Source organism: Rhodococcoides corynebacterioides, from assembly GCF_019834675.1.
In the GTDB taxonomy this organism is placed as follows: Bacteria; Actinomycetota; Actinomycetes; order Mycobacteriales; family Mycobacteriaceae; genus Rhodococcoides; species Rhodococcoides corynebacterioides_A.
Genome location: NZ_JABUBU010000003.1, coordinates 266714 through 284562 on the forward strand (window position 1 = coordinate 266714; position 17849 = coordinate 284562).

19 protein-coding genes are annotated in these 17849 nt (G+C 71.2%); 6 read left to right on the plus strand and 13 right to left on the minus strand.

The window, feature by feature from the left end:
* Positions 1–52 precede the first annotated feature (52 nt).
* On the minus strand, positions 53–253 hold the full coding sequence (locus HQ603_RS07690) for a cold-shock protein (RefSeq protein WP_068150067.1): 201 nt from the start codon (positions 251–253) through the stop codon (positions 53–55).
* A 263-nt stretch (positions 254–516) separates the two neighbouring features.
* Here HQ603_RS07690 and thiM point away from each other — a divergent pair, with 263 nt between their 5' ends.
* Both thiM and glsA read left to right on the plus strand, forming a co-directional pair.
* A complete protein-coding gene (gene thiM, locus HQ603_RS07695; RefSeq protein WP_222683931.1) occupies positions 517–1353 on the plus strand; it encodes a hydroxyethylthiazole kinase in 837 nt (278 codons plus the stop codon).
* A complete protein-coding gene (gene glsA, locus HQ603_RS07700; RefSeq protein WP_222683932.1) occupies positions 1350–2525 on the plus strand; it encodes a glutaminase A in 1176 nt (391 codons plus the stop codon). Before thiM ends, glsA begins: the two co-directional genes overlap by 4 nt.
* Here glsA and HQ603_RS07705 read toward each other — a convergent pair.
* From HQ603_RS07705 to HQ603_RS07715, 3 genes are read right to left on the minus strand one after another with little or no spacing between them, the layout of a single operon-like run.
* Entirely contained in the window at positions 2494–3396 is a 903-nt protein-coding gene (locus HQ603_RS07705; protein ID WP_222683933.1) for a pseudouridine synthase, read from the minus strand. The two genes, glsA and HQ603_RS07705, sit on opposite strands and share 32 nt — an antisense overlap.
* On the minus strand, positions 3381–4229 hold the full coding sequence (gene trhO, locus HQ603_RS07710) for an oxygen-dependent tRNA uridine(34) hydroxylase TrhO (protein WP_222683934.1): 849 nt from the start codon (positions 4227–4229) through the stop codon (positions 3381–3383). The genes HQ603_RS07705 and trhO overlap by 16 nt, the downstream gene beginning before the upstream one ends.
* Before the next feature lie 25 nt (positions 4230–4254).
* Positions 4255–5889, minus strand: coding sequence for an alkaline phosphatase D family protein (locus tag HQ603_RS07715; RefSeq protein ID WP_222683935.1), 1635 nt, complete (start codon positions 5887–5889; stop codon positions 4255–4257).
* A 150-nt stretch (positions 5890–6039) separates the two neighbouring features.
* Here HQ603_RS07715 and HQ603_RS07720 point away from each other — a divergent pair, with 150 nt between their 5' ends.
* Both HQ603_RS07720 and HQ603_RS07725 read left to right on the plus strand, forming a co-directional pair.
* Positions 6040–6663 (plus strand): hypothetical protein, encoded by a 624-nt coding sequence (locus HQ603_RS07720; RefSeq protein ID WP_222683936.1) that lies wholly within the window; start codon positions 6040–6042, stop codon positions 6661–6663.
* 40 nt (positions 6664–6703) lie between these two features.
* On the plus strand, positions 6704–7732 hold the full coding sequence (locus tag HQ603_RS07725) for an NADPH:quinone reductase (RefSeq protein ID WP_222683937.1): 1029 nt from the start codon (positions 6704–6706) through the stop codon (positions 7730–7732).
* Between the two features lie 44 nt (positions 7733–7776).
* Here HQ603_RS07725 and HQ603_RS07730 read toward each other — a convergent pair whose 3' ends face one another.
* The 7 genes from HQ603_RS07730 to HQ603_RS07760 all read right to left on the minus strand — a co-directional run bounded on the left by HQ603_RS07730 (position 7777) and on the right by HQ603_RS07760 (position 12788).
* Positions 7777–8307, minus strand: a complete 531-nt coding sequence (locus HQ603_RS07730; RefSeq protein WP_222683938.1) for a hypothetical protein — start codon at positions 8305–8307, stop codon at positions 7777–7779.
* An 85-nt stretch (positions 8308–8392) separates the two neighbouring features.
* Positions 8393–8899: a mycothiol transferase gene (locus HQ603_RS07735; RefSeq protein WP_222683939.1), complete on the minus strand. Its 507-nt coding sequence runs from the start codon at positions 8897–8899 to the stop codon at positions 8393–8395.
* 76 nt (positions 8900–8975) lie between these two features.
* Positions 8976–10484, minus strand: coding sequence for a signal peptidase I (locus tag HQ603_RS07740; RefSeq protein ID WP_222683940.1), 1509 nt, complete (start codon positions 10482–10484; stop codon positions 8976–8978).
* A complete protein-coding gene (locus HQ603_RS07745; RefSeq protein WP_222683941.1) occupies positions 10477–11025 on the minus strand; it encodes a SipW-dependent-type signal peptide-containing protein in 549 nt (182 codons plus the stop codon). The genes HQ603_RS07740 and HQ603_RS07745 overlap by 8 nt, the downstream gene beginning before the upstream one ends.
* Positions 11022–11609 (minus strand): signal peptidase I, encoded by a 588-nt coding sequence (locus HQ603_RS07750; RefSeq protein ID WP_222683942.1) that lies wholly within the window; start codon positions 11607–11609, stop codon positions 11022–11024. The genes HQ603_RS07745 and HQ603_RS07750 overlap by 4 nt, the downstream gene beginning before the upstream one ends.
* Positions 11606–12172 carry a hypothetical protein gene (locus tag HQ603_RS07755; RefSeq protein ID WP_222683943.1) on the minus strand — a complete coding sequence of 189 codons (567 nt, stop codon included), beginning with the start codon at positions 12170–12172 and terminating at the stop codon, positions 11606–11608. Before HQ603_RS07755 ends, HQ603_RS07750 begins: the two co-directional genes overlap by 4 nt.
* Positions 12173–12239: 67 nt before the next feature.
* The gene (locus HQ603_RS07760; protein WP_222683944.1) at positions 12240–12788 is read right to left on the minus strand and encodes an alternate-type signal peptide domain-containing protein; all 549 of its coding nucleotides are present in this window, start codon (positions 12786–12788) and stop codon (positions 12240–12242) included.
* A 219-nt stretch (positions 12789–13007) separates the two neighbouring features.
* On the opposite strand from HQ603_RS07760, the gene HQ603_RS07765 reads away from it, so the two are divergent.
* Both HQ603_RS07765 and HQ603_RS07770 read left to right on the plus strand, forming a co-directional pair.
* Positions 13008–13832 carry a TspO/MBR family protein gene (locus HQ603_RS07765; RefSeq protein WP_261773508.1) on the plus strand — a complete coding sequence of 275 codons (825 nt, stop codon included), beginning with the start codon at positions 13008–13010 and terminating at the stop codon, positions 13830–13832.
* Between the two features lie 41 nt (positions 13833–13873).
* Positions 13874–15430, plus strand: coding sequence for an aldehyde dehydrogenase (NADP(+)) (locus tag HQ603_RS07770; RefSeq protein WP_222683997.1), 1557 nt, complete (start codon positions 13874–13876; stop codon positions 15428–15430).
* Positions 15431–15503: 73 nt separating this feature from the next.
* Here HQ603_RS07770 and HQ603_RS07775 read toward each other — a convergent pair whose 3' ends face one another.
* Both HQ603_RS07775 and HQ603_RS07780 read right to left on the minus strand, forming a co-directional pair.
* Positions 15504–16640 carry an acyl-CoA dehydrogenase family protein gene (locus HQ603_RS07775; protein ID WP_222683945.1) on the minus strand — a complete coding sequence of 379 codons (1137 nt, stop codon included), beginning with the start codon at positions 16638–16640 and terminating at the stop codon, positions 15504–15506.
* 22 nt (positions 16641–16662) lie between these two features.
* Entirely contained in the window at positions 16663–17838 is a 1176-nt protein-coding gene (locus HQ603_RS07780; protein WP_222683946.1) for an acyl-CoA dehydrogenase family protein, read from the minus strand.
* Positions 17839–17849 lie beyond the last annotated feature (11 nt).

The window sequence follows — 17849 nt, forward strand, 5'->3', positions numbered from 1 at the left end:
ACGGGGTCGTCCACCGCAGTGCGGTGGACGACCCCGTCGGGGTGATGCGAGATCAGAGAGCGCGAACGCTGCTGGCCTGCGGGCCCTTGGGTCCGGTGGTGACCTCGAACTCGACGCGCTGGTTCTCGTCGAGGCTCTTGAAGCCGCTGCCCTGGATCTCGGAGAAGTGAACGAAGACGTCCGGGCCGTCTTCCTGAGCGATGAAGCCGAAGCCCTTTTCGGCGTTGAACCACTTGACGGTTCCCTGAGTCATGATGAGCTCCCTACAGCTGACGTACATCGGGTACCGCACTGTGCGATACCCGGGCCGGCTCTTCAAGCGGGGCGAGACTCCGAGAACCTCGGATGAGGCTCCAGGACGACGACCACGCTCGCAACGACAAGTTCCCAGCGAGCGTGCGGATACACGAACACACAAAAACTACGACCATTCAGCTACCGACGAGACTACCGCACTACCCCGCACCACCGCCATCCGGCCCGCGTGAGCCACCCGACGTCGGGTACACCGGGGACATGAGTTCCGCTCCGATCACTCCCGACGCCGTGGCCGACGCACTCGTCGCGCTCCGCGAGCGTGCGCCGCTGGTACACGCCGTCACCAACTACGTCACCGCCGGCTTCACCGCCAACGTGCTGCTCGCGGCCGGGGCGAGCGCCGCGATGGTCGACAACCGAGACGAGGCAGCACTTTTCGCGGGTGTCGCCGACGCCGTCCTCATCAATCTGGGCACCCCGCACGACACGGCCGACGTCTATCACGCGGCCGCTCGGGGTGCGCAGGAGGCGGGCACCCCGTGGGTGCTCGATCCCATCGGTGCGGGCGGTCTGCCCTGGCGCGGCGCGCTCGCGGCGGAGCTGCTGCAGTACCGACCGGCGGCCGTGCGCGGCAACGCATCCGAGATCATCGGGCTTCACGGCCTCACCGGGGACGACGGGCCCGGCGGACGAGGCGGACAAGGACGCGGCGTGGACTCCTCCGACGATCCGGCCGACGCCGTCCCCGCTGCCGTCGGCCTGCTGGAGTGGGCAGGGGCCGTGTCCGCCTCCGGCGCCGTGGACCACGTCGTCTCCCCCGCCGGAACCACCCGCATCACCGGCGGTTCCGTCCTGCTCACCCGCGTCACCGGCACCGGATGCTCGCTCGGAGCGCTGGTCGCGGCCTACTGCGCGGCGGCGCCGGACGTCGGACTCGCCGTCGCCGCGGCCCACACGCACGTGACGGTAGCGGCCGACGTCGCCGCCGAGCGGGCGTCGTCACCCGGCAGTTTCGCGGTCGCGTATCTCGATGCGCTGCACGAGGTCTCGCCGGACGAGGTCCGTCGTCGGGCGCGTCTGGAGCACGACGCGTGAGAAGCCCGATCACCGACTACCTGCGGGACGTCGTCGCGTCCTGCGCGGAGGACGACGACGAGTCGCCGCTGTCCGTCGCCGTCGTCACCGTCGAGGGCACGCGGTACGGCGCGGGCGACACCGAGGTGACCTTCCCCATCCAGTCCATCTCGAAGGCGTTGACCTACGCGCTGGCGCTGGGCGACCACGGGCTGGACGCGGTCCACGACAGGATCGACGTCGAACCGTCCGGCGATGCCTTCAACGAGATCTCGCTCGAGGCGGAAACGGGCCGACCACGCAACGCGATGATCAACGCCGGTGCCATCGCCGCCCATTCGCTGGTCCACGGGGCCGACACCGCGGAGCGTGCCGACCGGATCCTGGCGCTGCACTCGGCCTTCGTCGGGCGGGAGCTCGCCGTGGACGAGAGCGTGGTCGACGACGAGATGGCCGGGGCGCACCGCAATCTCGCGTTGGCGCACATGCTCGCGTCGGTGGGTGTGCTGGCGTGCGATCCACACGAGGTGGTCGAGGGCTACGCCCGGCAGTGCAGCATCGACGTGACCAGTGTCGACCTCGCGGTCCTCGCGGCGACCATGGCCAACGGCGGGGTGCACCCCGACAGCGGGGAGCGCGTCGCGCCGAGTGCCGTGATGCGCCAGGTGCTCTCGACGATGACGACGTGCGGGATGTACGACGGCACCGGTGACTGGATCGCCACCGTCGGGATTCCCGCGAAGAGCGGCGTGTCCGGCGCCGTCATCGGGGTGCTGCCGGGACAACTCGGCATCGCCGTGCACTCACCCGGCCTGGACGACCGCGGCAACAGCATCCGCGGAGTGCGTGTCTTCGAACGCCTCTCGCGCGACATGGATCTGCACATGATGGACATCGCCCCGTCCGGACACTCGGCCGTGCGCGCGACGCGGACCGACGGTGCCGGCACCACCTACGAGTTGCAGGGCGACATCCGCTTCGTGGGCGCCGAGAACATCATGAGCCGGGTGCTCGACGACTCGACGGACGGCGGCGACCCCGTCACGTTCGACCTCGAGCCGGCCCGTGCCATCAACGGGGCCGCGATTCGCCTGCTCACCGAGTTGATCGACCGGCTGCGGGGCGACGGGCGCGACGTCCACGTCGAGGATCCGAACGGACTCATGGACCACCGGTCGGCGGACGCCGGCTGACGAACTCCCGCCGCTGCCCGGTGAGTGGATCGTCGAACTCCAGTCCGCGGGCGACGAGCTGCAGCGGCGTCGAGAAGTCGTCCGCGGGCACGGAGACGAACTCCGGGTAGAAGGGATCGCCCACGATGGGAATTCCCAACGACGACAGGTGGATGCGGAGCTGGTGGGTGCGACCGGTCCGTGGGCGCAGCCGGTAACGGGCGTGCTCGCCCCGCCGGTCGAGCAGGTCGATCCGGGTTTCGCTGTTCGGCTCGCCCGGCACCTCGACGGCCGTCATCACCCCGTGCTCCTTGAGGATGCGCGACCGCAGGGTGCGGGGAAACTCCAGCGCGGGGTCGTACCCCGCGAGCGCCTCGTACTCCTTGACGGCGCCGCCGCCGGGGACGAAGAGATCCTGGTACGCACGCCGGAATCGCGGTGCGGTGGTGAAGAGCAGCACCCCGGCCGTCGCTCGGTCCAGCCGATGCGCGGGGGTGAGGTCGGGGTCGTCCAGCATCCGCCGCAGCCGCACCGTCGCCGTCTCGGTGACGTGCCGTCCCCGCGGGATGGTCGCGAGGAAGTGCGGCTTGTCCACCACGACGATCGCCTCGTCGCGGTGCAGGATCTCGAGGTCGAACGGCACTGGCACCTCGGGCACCGGGGTGCGGTGGAACCAGACGAATGCGCCGGGGCGATAGGCACTCTCGGGCGTCCAGGGGCGGCCCCGCTCGTCCACCACCTCGCCCGCCGCCATGCGGTCGGCCCACGGTTCGGGCGGCTCGAGGGCGGCGAGGTAGTCGAGCGTGGTGGGCGGGTGCGCCCCGTGCGGCAACCGAATCCGCAACGGCGGCAGGCCGTCGCGGAACGGCAGCGGCGTCACGCCGGCGCGCACTCGGTGCAGCGCAACGTCAGGGAGCGACCGGTCCCGTCGTCGAGATCGACGTACCGCGACGTCGGATGCCCACAGCCCGAACAGGTTCCGATGACCGCCGGGTCCGGCGAGAACGCGACCGTCCGCCGCTCGTCGAACACGAACAGCGATCCCCGCCACAGCCCGTCGTCGCCGAATCTCTCGCCGTAGCGCACGATGCCGCCGTCGAGTTGATAGACCTCCTCGAATCCGCGCTCGCGCATGAGGGCCGAGAGCACCTCGCACCGCACCCCGCCCGTGCAGTACGTGACGACGGGGGTCGACCGCAGATGGTCGTAGACCCCGGCGTCGAGTTGGGCGACGAAGTCGCGCGTCGTCTCCACGTCCGGCACCACCGCACCGTCGAATCGGCCGACGGCCGCCTCGAAGGCGTTGCGGCCGTCGAAGAACACGACGTCGTCGCCGCGCTCGGCGACCAACGCGTGGACCTCGTCGGGCGTGAGCGGCGTGCCGCCGCCGACCACCCCGTCCGCGGTGACCTGCACCCGATCGGGCACGCCGAACGTGACGATCTCGGGGCGGACCTTGACGCTCAGCTTGGGAAAGTCGTCGCCGTGTCCGTCGGACCACTTGACGTCCGCCGCGGCGAACGGGGAGTACTCGCGGGTGCCGCGGACGTAGCGCTTGACCGCGCGCACGTCTCCCCCGACGGTGGCGTTGATGCCGTGCGGGGAGACGACGATGCGCCCCGTCAGACCGTGCGACGACGCGAGCGTGTGCTGCCACAGCCGGATCGCCTCCGGGTCCGGCAGCGGCGTGAACACGTAGAACAGCACGATCTTGGGGGTTGCCACGGACGGCCAGGATACCGGCCGGCGCTCAGCCCAACGGTGCGGCCGGCGACACGGCCTGCGTTCCGCTGGGCACCCGGTAGCCCGCCCCGACGTAGGCGGCGGTGTTCGAGTCCTCCTTGGCCACGAGGTACCAGTGGTCCATCTGCACCGCCGCGGGCGTGACCTCGAGGACGCCGAACCCGTGGGTGTCGAGGTCGACGTACTTCACGTGGTGGTTCAGTCCGCGGAACGCGCCCTCGGCGACGCGGCCGACCGTGTGTTCCGGCACGCGCAGGAAATCGTCGATGTTGGCCGACGTCACGGAGGTGACCACCAGTTCCGTCGCCACGGTCCCCGCACCGGGGTAGTTCGCGGCGTCGACCGGAATGTCGCACGCCCAGGACGAGTGGATGTCACCGGTGACGAAGACGGTGTTGTCGACGCCGTTCGTCCGCAGCGCGTCGAGCAGGCGCGCCCGGTCGGCGGTGTAGCCGTCCCACGGATCGGCGTTGTACGACACCCCGCCCGCCGGGAGGCCGAGCAGTTGCGTGACGGCGCGGGTGGTCTCCGGCTCGAGAGGCGGGATCAACGTGGGGGTGATCATCACCGGGTTGCCGATGACGCGCCACTGCGTCGAGGACGTCACGAGGGAGTCGGTGAGCCAGGCCATCTGCCCGGCGCCGGTGATGGTGCGGTTCGGCGAATCCACCGCGGCGCCCTGGAACGGCAGCACCTGCTGCGACCGGTAGGTGCGCAGATCCAGCATCGACAGTTCCAGAAGCGTGCCGAAGCGCAGGCGGCGGTACAGGTGGCGGTTGTCGGGCGTCCCGGCCGCGCGCACCGGCATCCATTCGTAGTACGCCCGAACGGAATTCGCCTTGCGGGTGGCCCAGTCGCCCTCCGTGGCCGGCTGGTGGTTCTGCGCGCCGGTGTCGTACGCGTCGTTGGCCGACTCGTGGTCGTCCCACGTGCAGATCCACGGCACACCGAGATGCGCGGCCTGCAGATCGGGGTCGGTCTTGTACTGGCCGTGGCGGATTCGGTAATCGGCGAGGGTGACGATCTCGTGCACCGGGTCGTGCACGCGCACCACCCCGTTCTTGCCCTCGAAGCCGCCGGTCTCGTACTCGTAGATGTAGTCGCCGAGATGCACGATCGCGTCGAGGTCGGAGCGGGCCGCGAGGTGGCGGTAGGCGCCGAAGTAGCCCGACTCCCAGTTCGAGCACGACACCACACCGAAGCGCAGGCGGGCGACCTCTGCGGACGTGGCCGGCGCCGTGCGCGTCGTCCCCGTCGGCGAGGACTGCCCGGCCGCGGCGAAGCCGTAGTGGTACGACGTCGCGGGCGCCAGACCCGTGACGTCGACCTTCACGGTGTGGTCGGTGTCGGCGGACGTCGTGACGGACCCCGAGCGCACCACGTCCGTCAGGGCGGCGTCGCGGGCGACGACCCAGGAGACGACGACGGCCGGACCCCGGCCGGAGCCCGGCACCGCGTCCGGCGTCGGCGTGACGCGGGTCCAGAGGATCACCGCGTCGGGCAGCGGATCGCCGGAGGCCACCCCGTGCCGGAATACCCCGGCCGGATCGGCCGCCGCGGCCCGCGCGGTGAGCACGGACGCGGCCCCCACTCCGGCGGCGACGGCGGTGGACTCGAGGAAGCGGCGGCGGGTCACGGGCACGCAAGCAAGTTCAGGGCACGAACGCCCCGCGGTCAAGTGAACTCGTGGATTCGCTGCAAGCCGGTTCCCAGTGGATTCCCGGGTGGCCGCGGCACGGTACGCGCATCGGCAGAACCGCCCGACCGATTCCCCGGACCCGAAGGACCGACCATGACCGCGTCGTACCGCACCGTCACCCCCACCCGCCTCGCCGTCCGCGGCACCGACGTCGCACCCGCGTCGACCGTCCGCACCACCGGCGCCCTGCTGGCCGTCGGCACCGTCGCCTGGGCCGTCGGCATGGCGATCGCCGGCGCGCACGAGGGGTTCGGATGGCAGTCGCTGCTCGGCGGCGCCACCGCCCTGCTGTTCCAGGCCGGCATCGCACGCCTGCTGCTCCTGCAGTATCGCACCGGCGCCATGGGCGACGGGCCCCTCGCCCGTGGCGTCTATCGCCTGCAGTTCCTGTTCCTCGCGGGGGCGGTGGTGTCGACGCTGCTGGACGCGTTCTGGCTGCTGCACGGCACACCCGTGTGGATGGCGTTCGACCTCTGTTGGCCGTTGTCCATGGCGACGATGGTCGGCATCGGTATCCGCGTGGCCATCGCCGGCCGCTGGACCGGCAGCATCCGGTGGACGACGCTGTGGGCGCAGTCCTGGTTCGTCACCTCGATTCCGGTGGTCCTGATCGTGCGCGACGCCGGTCTGTGGGTCGCCTCCGCCCAGCTGATCTCCGGGTACGCCCTGCTCGGTCTGCTCCTCGCCCGCCACGAGACGGTGCGGACGGGCGCCTAGGCAGGAACACCAGCGGGGGTCGCGGTGGTTGGGACCGGACATGAAGGCAATCGTCTACACCGAAACCGGTGACCCGTCCGTCCTGACCGCCGTCGACCGCCCGGTCGCCGACCCCGGTACCGGCGAGGTGCGTGTGCGCCTCGCCGTCGCCGGGGTCAACCCGACGGACTGGAAATCCCGCACCGGCGCCGGCCCCGGACAGAAGCCCGCGTTCGACGAGGTGGTCCCCGGCCAGGACGGCGCCGGCGTGGTCGACGCCGTGGGGCCCGAGGTGGCCGGCCTCGGCGTCGGTGACCGCGTCTGGCTTCTCCTCGCGCAGCACCAGCGCCCCACCGGAACCGCCGCCGAGTACACCGTGGTCCCGTCCGACCGGGTGGTGCGCCTTCCCGACGACGTCTCCTTCGACCTGGGCGCCTCGCTGGGCGTCCCGGCCGTCACCGCCCACCGCGCGCTGACCGTCGCCGAGGACGGCCCCGACCGGCTGCACCCCGGCGCGCTGTCCGGGAAGACCGTGTTGGTCGCCGGCGGCGCCGGTGCCGTCGGCCACGCGGCGATCCAGCTGGCGCGCTGGGCGGGCGGCACCGTGATCACCACCGTCAGCGGACCCGAGAAGGGCGCGCTGGCGACGGCCGCGGGCGCCCACCACGTGGTGAACTACCGCACCGAGGACGCCGCGAGCCGCATCCGCGAGATCGCGCCGGACGGGGTCGACCTGATCGTCGAGGTCGCACCCGCCCAGAACGCCGAACTGAACGTGGCCGTCGCCGCGCCGCGGGCATCGATCGCGATCTACGCGAACAACGGCGGCGACGCAGTCACCCTCGACATCCGTCCCAGCATGGTCGGCAACCTGCGCTACCAGTTCGTGCTGCTCTACACCGTCGGCACCGCGGCCCTCGAGGCGGCGAAGCACGACGTCGCGAATGCCGTTGCGGCGGGCGCACTCCCGGTGGGCGAGGAGCACGGTCTGCCGCTCCACCGCTTCCCGCTGGACCGCACCGCCGACGCCCACGCCGCGGTCGAGAACGGCGCGACCGGCAAGGTGCTCGTCGACATCGCGTCGATCTGACGGCGTCCCGTTCGACACCTGACCGGTCCACGTGACCGGTGCGGTCAGGCCCACTCCACGGACTCGGCGGACGCGACGTCGTTCAGCACCGCGGTGACGACCGGTGCGAGCGGCGTCCGCACCCGCTCGGCCAGCACCACCGCCACGGCCGACGAGACCCGCAGGGCCACCTCCGGCACCAGCCGGTCGACGGGCGTGACCGTCGGCGCGTCCGCGGGGTCCTGACTGCCGGTCTCCGCCGAGTCGGCATCGTGCCGCACCGGCTCCGGGTGGATTCCCAGCGTGCCGAGCACGACTGCGACGACGTCGGTCGGGTCGAGGCTCGGATCACGCTGGGCCACCTGCCGCACCAGACCGGAGACGTCGTCGGCATCGACACCGTCCGCGAACGCGGCTTCGAGCAGCATCCGGAGCATGCCCGCGAACACGTCCTCGACGCGGACGGGCATCGCCACCAGCGCCGCGACCGCAGGGTCGGTGTCCTCGGGGTCCCGCGCGATCGCCGTGGTCAGCCGGAGCACGGCGTCGGCGAGGTCGTGGGCAGCGGGCGGCCAGGACGCGGGCCAGGTGGTCATGAGGAGGGTCCCTTCGTGGTGGGCCGGGCGGCCCACCCGGGCCGCGAGGGCCACACCCTCGCACGGCCCACCGACAGCGGCCCGCCTACCGGCGTTCCAGGACCCCGCGCACGTAGGCCGCCTGTCCGGCGTGCTGCAGATCGTCCGACAGCACGCTCACCAAGCGAACGGCGAGCGTGACCGGAGGGTCCCAGTTCTCGTCGACGACGCGGTCGAGATCCTCGGCGGACACCCCGCGGAGGTAGTCGACGGTGCGGTCGTGGACCGCGTCGACGTACTCGAGCAGCAGGTCGGCGGGGGCCACGACCGCAGCGACGTCGTCGCTCGACTGGCCGTACCCGATGTCGCCGTCGTCGAACGGGAGGCCGAACCGGGCGGCGAAGCCCGCCGAGGTATGGACCTGCTCGGACCCCGCGACGCCCGCGATGTGATCGTCCTGCACGCGGGCGAGATGCCAGACCAGCCACGCGATGGTGTTGGCCTCCGGATCCAGCCGCGCGGTGAAGGCGTCGTCGCTCACCCCGTCGAGGGTGGCGTGCACCGTCTCCTTCACCCGCTCGAATCCGTCGATCAGGACACCTCTGTGGTCCACCGCTGACTCCTCTCACCGATGCGCGCTCGCGCATGCTCCTCGTCGGGAGTGCCCGAGCGGCGGCGCGCTCACACGCCTACAGCAGCGCCCGGATGTCGGCGGGGAGCGACTCGGTGGACGCCGGACTCGCAGTCGCCGTGCCGCTGCCCACCACGATGCGGGTGACACCGGCGTCCGACAGCACATAGAGATCACCCGTCGACGACCACACGACGCCGGTGCCGTAGCGGGCGCTGGTGGTGACGGGCCGGGTGAGCAGCGTCGCTCCCGACGCGTCGGTGACCGTCAACGTGCCGCCGGAGACCGAGGCCGTGGCGCCCCCGCTGGACGACGAGCCCCCCTCGGCGACGAACGCACTCGCCGGCGGCGGTGGCAGGGTCGTGCTGGTGGGCGGTGTCGAGGTGGTCGGCTGGGTCGGAGCCGCGCTCGCGGAGGACGACGGGCCGGGCGTGGCCGCGCCGGGAGACGTCGACGCGGTGGTCGGCGTAGGCGTCGTGGTGGGCGGGGCGGTGGTCGAGGGTCCGGACGGCGCGGTCGAGGTCGGACCGGACAGCGCCTGCGCTCCGAAGGACCGCACCGGGGCACTCGAGACGCCCCCGGCACCGGGTGTTTTGCAGGTCAGGCCGGTCACCGCGCCGTACGTCACGGTCTGCGAGACGGCGGACCCCGACGTCCACGTTCCGAGGACGGTGACGACGTCCACGACACGATCGCCGGACAGGAACAATCCGCCGAGAAAGGACCTGTTCAAGTCGAACGTGACCGGATCCGTGGTCGACGGCACCACCTGTGCCGTGCTCCCGCGGAGTCCGAGCCGGTACTCCGGGGTCGCGCCGGGGATGCTCACCCGGGGGAACGTCAGCCTGACCGTATTGGAGCTCACGGGGTCGCACCGCAGCGTGGCGGGCGGAGACAACGTCACCGCCGCCACCTGGACCGACACCTGCGCGCTGTCCGACAACGCCGCGACCGTACCGTCGGTGCGGCCGACGGACGGCACGACGATCACGGCGACCAACGCCGCCCCCGCGGTCGCCGCAACACGATGTCGCCCACGGGAACTGCTCGGCGCCGGCACGTCCGGCCGCACGATCAGCACTACCAGTCCGACGGCGAGCAGGGCGCCGACGACCCACGCGACGGGCGTCGCCAACCACGATGCGGCGTAGCCGAGTACGGGAACATGGCCGACGACGCGGTCGATGTCGGCGACCACGTACGGGTCGGCGTCGGGGGCGTCGTTCGCGTCCCCTCGCAGGATCAGCGTGGCGGTCTCGCCGTGGACGGAGTCGATTCGCTCGACGCGGTGGGTGATGCGTGAGCCGTCGGTGCGCAGCACGCTCACCACGTCTCCCTCGGCCACCTCCGACGCTGGTACGTCACGGGCGACGGCGAGGGACCCCGTGGGAATCGCCGGTTCCATGGAGCCGGAGCGAAACACCAAGGGCGTCAGCGAGAACAGTGTCACGCACAGCGCGAAGGTCAGCGACAGCGCGCCGAGCACCGCGATGACCGACAGGGCGCGGTCGAGGGGCCGCGGCAGCGGACGGGATGCGTCGACGTCCGTCGGTTCCGACTCAGGCACTGCCCACCCCCGTCGCGGTGAAGGTCAGTGTCGCCGTGCCGGTCTGCCCCTGCGCCGTGGTGGGTGCACTCGACGAGAGCGTCAGCTGGACGCACAACGGATCGGACGCGGAGCCAGTGGAGCTCGCGGGGCTGGCGATTCGCCGTGTCGTGCCCGTGACCACGGCCGTTCCGGGGCACGTGCCGTCGGCGGCCACCGTCGCGCCGGGGCGGACGGTGACGGCGAGGTTCGCGCCGAGCGTTCCGGTCACGGCCGCGGCGGTGGTGTAGTCGACGGCGATCGTGCCGACGTTGCGCACGGTGACGATGGTCGCGCGAGACTGGCCGGGCACCAGCGTGTTCGGGGTCAGAGAGACGGTCGTCGGAGTCGGGGTGCCCTCGGTGTCGTTGACCCTGATGTCGACGTTGCCCGTGACGAAGTTGCCGGAGGTCGTGGTCGTCGAGGTCGACCACGCGGCCAGCGTGCCCACCGATCCGAGGCCGAGCACGGTGCCGAGGGCGAGGACGGCCCGCAGCCGGACGGAGGACCGCGCCGAGATCACGCGGACCCGCCCGACGTGCGGCGGCCGCGGAACGCTCCCGCGAACTGGGCGAGAGCGTAGACGCCCAGGGCACCGGCGGCGATCGCCACGACGGTGGTGCGGGTGCTGCCGGTCAGCCATGTGTTCACATGTCCCAGATAGGGAATCGAGTACCACACCGCGCCGCGGATCTGACCGGGTTGCACGGCGGGCTCGTCCGGCTGGGGGTTGTTGTCGCCCTGCGTGACGAAGACGCGGTCGCCGTCCCGGTCCAGCCCGGTCGAGATGATCCGGTGCGTGACGACGTCAGGTTCCCCGGACCGGATCTGGTACGTGATCGCCTGACCGACGCCGTACGTCTCGGCCGGCCGCACCACGACCAGCGTGCCGGGCGGGTAGGTCGGCTTCATCGACTGGGTGAGAATCGTGTACGGCTGCGCCCCGGCCAGTTTCGGCACCACGACGGCCGCGGAGACCACCGCGAGTACCGCCAACAGGAGAACCCACGATAGCACGGTGCGGACCCACCACCACGCGCCGGTGTCCGTGTCGATGTTCCGACCCGCGTCCGGGTCGGTGTGCGGCCGAGCATGTTTCGGGGTCATCGCACCTGCTCCACGGCGAAGGCGAAGCGGTGCTGGTAGGTCACCGACGCTGTCGTGGGCACCCCGGTGAGAGTCGTTCGGACGCACCACGTCTGGCTGGCACCACGGTCGAGCCGCTGCCAGATACCCACCACGCCCTGGGTGGGCGCGGTCGCGGTGAACGTGGGAAACGCCGACCCCATTCCGGTCGTGGCGGTGCACGCCGCCGCATCGGTCACCACGGCGCCGGCCAGCGACACCGTGACGCCTCCCGTGGTCCCCGCCGACGTCACCGTCGGTCCTCCGTTCGTCAGTCGGAACCGCAGCGGCGCGGTCCCGGTGTTGGTGATCGTCAGGGGCGCCTGCACCGCCTGGTTCACGAGCACCGGGTTCTTGGCCAACGCGGTGAACGTGTACGTGCTTCCGCTGCCCGCACCGGTGGACAACCCCAGCGAACCGGCGCGCAGGGTGGTGCCGGGCACCGCTTCGCTGTCGCGCCACAACGCACCGGTGGTCTGCACCGACGCGAACGTCAACCCGGCGGCGGCCAGCACGGCCGCCGCCGTCCACACCCTGCGGGACACGGTGATTCACCTCGTCTCGGGACGGATGCGTCCCGCGTCGTCGAGCCGGACCAGGCAGACCGGACCTCTAGGTTCGGGCCGACTGCTGCAGGTTGATCCGAAATCCGGACAGGTTGACCGTGTCGTTGGTGCCCACCTGACCCGGCGTGGTCTCGACGAACGTGACCCGCGCGACCACGTCTACGACGCGGCCGTTGTCCGCCTCGGTGATCTGGTTGCCGGCCAACGGCGTTCCGTTGTACGTCGTGGTGAGAGTGACCGGGGTGTTCGCCTCGTTCAGGTCCCCGTTTCGCGTCACGCTGTTGGGGTCCGCCGTGAGAACGGCGCGCAGGTTCTCGCCGTCGGCGCTCACCCGGTACGACGCGCGGTACTCGAGAACGTCCCCCGGCACCATGCGGAAAGTGGCGGGGTCGACGGGTCCGGCGGTGGTCACCGACCCCGGCGAGACGTCGGTCCACACACCCTTCGCCACCGGCGCGATGTCCAGTTCGCCGGCGGTGATGGTGCCGCCCTGCACCGCCTCGTTGTCGCTCCACAGTGCGAAGCTGCCCGCCCCGCCGAGGAGCAGGACTCCGGCTGCGCCGGCGGCGAGTGCGCCCTTGGTGGTTCTGTTCATGTCGTCGTCTCTCCTGTCGTGTCGCCCCGACCCCGACAATTTATTCGCCATTGATGTACCCATTCGTTAACAACGAATCGCCATTCGCGCCATTGTTGGACGAAGTCAGAACACCGCGGTTTTCGGTCGCGGCAATTCGGGCACTCCGAAGGTCACCGAACGACACGAAGGTCACCGAACGACACGAAGGTCACCGAACGACACGACCCCGGAGACGCCATGACCACGAAGACCACCCACGCCGGACGATCGGTCACCGCGCCGGACAGGCCCGGTGTGATCCTGGTGATCGTCAGCGCCCTGATCGCCGTGCTCGGCGGCTTCCTCGGTTCCGGCGCCGTGGTCGGGACACCCATCGCGGAGGCCGCCGGCGGCGCGCTCAGCGCCACCGCGACGCTCGTGGCTCCGGCCGGTCCGGCGTTCTCGATCTGGTCCGTGATCTACGCGGGACTGCTCGCCTACGCGGTGTGGCAAGCGCTCCCGGCGCAGCAACGATCGGCACGACAGCGAGTCCTGCGGCGTCCGATCGCAGCCACCATGATCCTCAACGCCGCGTGGATCCTGGTGGTTCAGTGGGGCCAGGTGTTCCTCAGCGTGGTGGTCATCGTCGCTCTGCTGGCCTCGCTGGCCGTGGTGTTCGCACTCCTGATCCGGCATCCCGGCGAGCGAACCTCCACCGCGGCGACCGCCGTCGACACCGTGGTGACCGACGGGACGTTCGGCCTCTACCTCGGCTGGGTGAGCATCGCGACCGTCGCCAACACCAGTGCGTGGCTCGCGTCGATCGGCTGGACGGGAGGCGCCACCCTGTGGGCCTTCGTCGTGCTCGTCGTCGCCGCGCTCGTCGGACTGTTCCTCGCCCGTGTGTCGGGCGGTCGGATCGCCCAGGCCCTGTCGCTGTCCTGGGGACTGGCGTGGGTGGCGCAGGGGCGACTGGCCGGGGAGAACGTCGACACGGTGGTCGGATGGACGGCGGCCCTCGCGGCCGCGGTGGTGCTGGTGGGCACGCTCGCCCTGCGCGTCACCGCGCGACAGCGTCGCTGACCGTGGACGCCGACGCCCTGACCGCGCCCCTGGCCGGCGTGATGACCGTCGCCGGCGCGACCCGACGCGGCGCCGGCGAGACCGTCCACGGACGCAACCCCGCCACGGGCGAGACGTTGTCCCCCGCCTACCGCTACGGCAGCGCGGCCGACGTGGCCGACGCCTGCGCGGCCGCGGAGGACGCTGTCGACCTCGTTCGCGCCACCCCGACGGATCGTCGCGCACGGTTCCTGGAGGCCGTCGCCGAGCACCTCGAGGCCCTCGGCGAGACGGTGATCGACCGGGCGGCCGCCGAATCCGGCCTGCCCGTCGTGCGCCTCACCGGCGAGCTGGGCCGCACCACCGGGCAACTCCGGCTGTTCGCCGATGTGGTGCGCGAGGGCAGCTGGGCCGACGCCCATCTCGATCCGGCTCTGCCCCACCGCACTCCGCTCCCCCGACCCGACATCCGCCGCCGAGCCGTTCCGCTCGGCCCCGTGGCGGTGTTCGGGGCGAGCAACTTTCCGCTCGCGTTCTCGGTGGCCGGCGGCGACACCGCCTCCGCGCTCGCCGCCGGATGTCCGGTCGTCGTCAAGGCGCACGACGCCCACCCGGGCACGTCGGAATACGTCGCCCGCGCCGTCGTCGCCGCCGCGGACGCGACCGACATGCCTCCGGGCGTGTTCTCCCTGCTCTACGGCGACGGCCCCGGGCTCGGCACGGCGCTGGCCACGGATCCGCGCATCGCGGCCGTCGGCTTCACCGGATCACGTTCCGCTGGAACGGCTCTGATGCGCGCGGCGGCCGGGCGCAAGGTCCCGATTCCGGTCTACGCGGAGATGAGCGCGGTCAACCCCGTGTTCCTGCTCCCGGGCGCACTGACAGCACGAGGGGCGGAGCTCGGCCGCGCCTTCGTGGACTCCCTCACCCTCGGGGTCGGGCAGTTCTGCACCAACCCGGGGATAGTGGTGGCCGAGAACGGGCCCGGGCTCGACGCCTTCCTCGCCGCCGCGGCCGACGCGATCGCGGCCACCGAACCGGCCCCGATGCTGACGTCGGCCATCGCACGGAACTACGCCGCCGGAGTGGAGGCCCTGACGACGGTCGCCACCGAGATCGCCCGCGGCCCGGCGACCGACGCGCCGAACGCCGGACGCGCGGCGCTGTTCGCCGTCGACGCCGGCACCTTCCTCTCGGAATCAACGCTCCACGACGAGGTGTTCGGCGCGTCGGCCCTGGTGGTGCGGTGTGCTGATGCGACCGAGACGGAGCGGGTGGCCCGCGCGCTGGAGGGCCAGCTGACGGCCACCGTCCATGCCGACGACAGCGACCTGCCGACGGCCGGGCGATTGCTCGGCATTCTCGAACGCACGGCCGGTCGCATCCTGTTCGACGGGTGGCCGACGGGCGTCGAGGTCGGCCACGCGATGGTGCACGGCGGCCCGTATCCGGCGACATCGGACGGCCGCTCGACGTCCGTGGGCGCCCGAGCGATGGACCGATTCCTGCGCCCCGTCGCCTACCAGAACGTGCCCGCTGAACTGCTGCCGAGCGCGATCGCCGACGGCAATCCCGACGGCATCGTGCGTCGCGTCGACGGCCGGTTCACGCGCGACTGACGCGGCACGCCCCGAACGCACGAGCGGCCGGCGACCCCCGTGGGGATCGCCGGCCGACGTCGTGACGCAGGTGTCAGGACACCCCGAGCATCTCGTGGTCCTTGACCACGCCGGTGATGACCCGGAGGTGATCGTCGACCCCACCGAGGGTGTGCTCGATGGCCGTGAGCCGCGAGAAGTAGTGCCCGACAGGGTATTCGTCGGTGACGCCGATACCGCCGTGCAGCTGGATCGACTCCTGGCCGATCTGCCGGGCGGACCGACCGATCTGCAGCTTCGCGCGGGAGGCCACCACGGGGTCCGCCGTGCCGTCGGCCAGCGACATGGTGGCGTAGAGCGCCATGCTGCGGGCCAGCTCGAGCTGGACGTACATGTCCGCCGCGCGGAACGTCAGCGCCTGGAACTTCGACAGCGGCACCCCGAACTGCTTGCGCTGCTTGAGGTACTCGGTGGTCAGACGGAGCGATTCCTCCATGGCCCCGAGCGCCTCGGCGGCCAGGGCGGCCTGCGCGCGGACGTTCGACGCGACGATCGCGGCGGTGGCGTCGCCACCGTCACCGAGCGGCTCGGCCGCGGCCTCGGTGAACACGATCGAGGCGCCGCGCAGTCCGTCGTGCGTCCGGTACGGCGTGCGCGCCACCCCGTCGGCGTCGGCGTCGGCGTCGACGAGGAACAGGCCCACCCCGCCGGACGGCAGCGCCGCGCTGACGACCAGGTGATCGGCCGAACCACCGTGCAGCACGGGGTTCTTGGTGCCGGAGAGGGTGAACGAGCCACCCGACTCGGTCGCGGTGGTGGTCACCTCGGCGGCCGGCCAGCGACGACCGGGCTCGGTGTGGGCGAAGGCCAGCAGGGTCTGCCCCTCGGCGACCGAGGGCAGGATCCGCTGACGCTGCTCGGTGGAGCCGACGTCGGAGATCAGGCCACCGGGGATCAGCACCCCGTCGAGCAGCGGCTCGGGAGCGAGGCGTCGACCGATCTCGGTCATCACCGCGAACGTCTCCACGGGGCCGGCGCCCATGCCGCCGTCGTCCTCGGCGAAGCTGAGGCCGAGCAGCCCGAGTTCGGCGAACTGCTTCCAGACCGACTCGGTCCAGCCGCGCTCGCTCTCGACGGCGGCCTTGCGCTTCTCGTTGTCGTAGCTGCGGCTCAGAACCTCACGGACGGTGTCCCGCAACAGCTTCTGTTCGTCGTCCAGTTCGAATTGCATGTGACAGTCTCCTGCGTGAGGTCTAGAGGCCGAGGATGCCGGAGGCGATGATGGTGCGCTGCACCTCGTTCGAGCCGCCGTAGATGGAGGTCTTGCGGAAGTTCAGGTACGTCGGGGTGGCGCGCTGCGCCCACACCGGCGTCGGGATGTCCTCGCCCGCCTCGAAGGGCAGCGAATCCGGGCCCGCGACGTCGGTGAGGATCTCGGTGGCGAGCTGCTGCAGCTCGCTACCGCGCAACTTGAGCACGGACGACGCCGGGTTCTCCTTGCCGTCGACGTAGCTCGACACGATGCGCAGCTGCGTGAGTTCCAGTGCGAGAACCTGGTTCTCGATCTCCGCGAACCGCGCGGCGAACACGGGGTCGTCGAGCAGGGTGCCGTCTCCGACCGCGGTCTGCGCGGCGAGTTCCTTGGCGCGGGCCAGCTTGGTCTTGGTGAAACCGAGCCGGGTGATGCCGGTGCGCTCGTTGCTGAGCAGGAACTTGGCGTAGGTCCAGCCCGCGTTCTCCTCGCCGACCAGGTTCTCGGCGGGCACGCGCACGTTCTCGAACCAGACCTCGTTGACCTCGTGTCCGCCGTCGATCAGCTTGATCGGGCGCACCGTGATGCCGGGGGTCTTCAGGTCGACCAGGATGAAGGAGATGCCGGCCTGCTTCTTGGGCGCATCGGGGTTGGTGCGCGCGAGGACGAAGATCCAGTCGGCGTACTGCCCGAGCGTCGTCCACGTCTTCTGACCGTTGATGACGTACTCGTCCCCGTCGCGGATGGCGACGGTGCGCAGCGAGGCGAGGTCCGACCCGGCTTCCGGCTCGGAGAATCCCTGGCACCACCAGATGTCCAGGTTCTGCGTCGGCGGCAGGAACTTCTGCTTCTGCTCCTCGCTGCCGAACGTCGCGATCACGGGCCCGACCATCGAGATGTTGAAGGCGAGCGGCTCCGGCACCGAGGCGAGCTGGAGCTCGTCGAGCCAGATGTGGTGCTGCATGGGGGTCCAGTCCTTGCCGCCCCACTCGAGCGGCCAGTGCGGGCTGGCCATTCCGTGCTTGTTGAGGATCTGCAGCGTGGTGACCATGTCCTCGCGGGACAGTTCCTCGCCGGCAGCGTTCCGCTCGCGGATGTCGGCCGGGATCTCCGTGCGGAAGAAGTTCCGCATCTCGTCGCGGAACGCGGCTTCGTCCTCGGTGAGTGCCAGGTTCATGGGTGACCTTT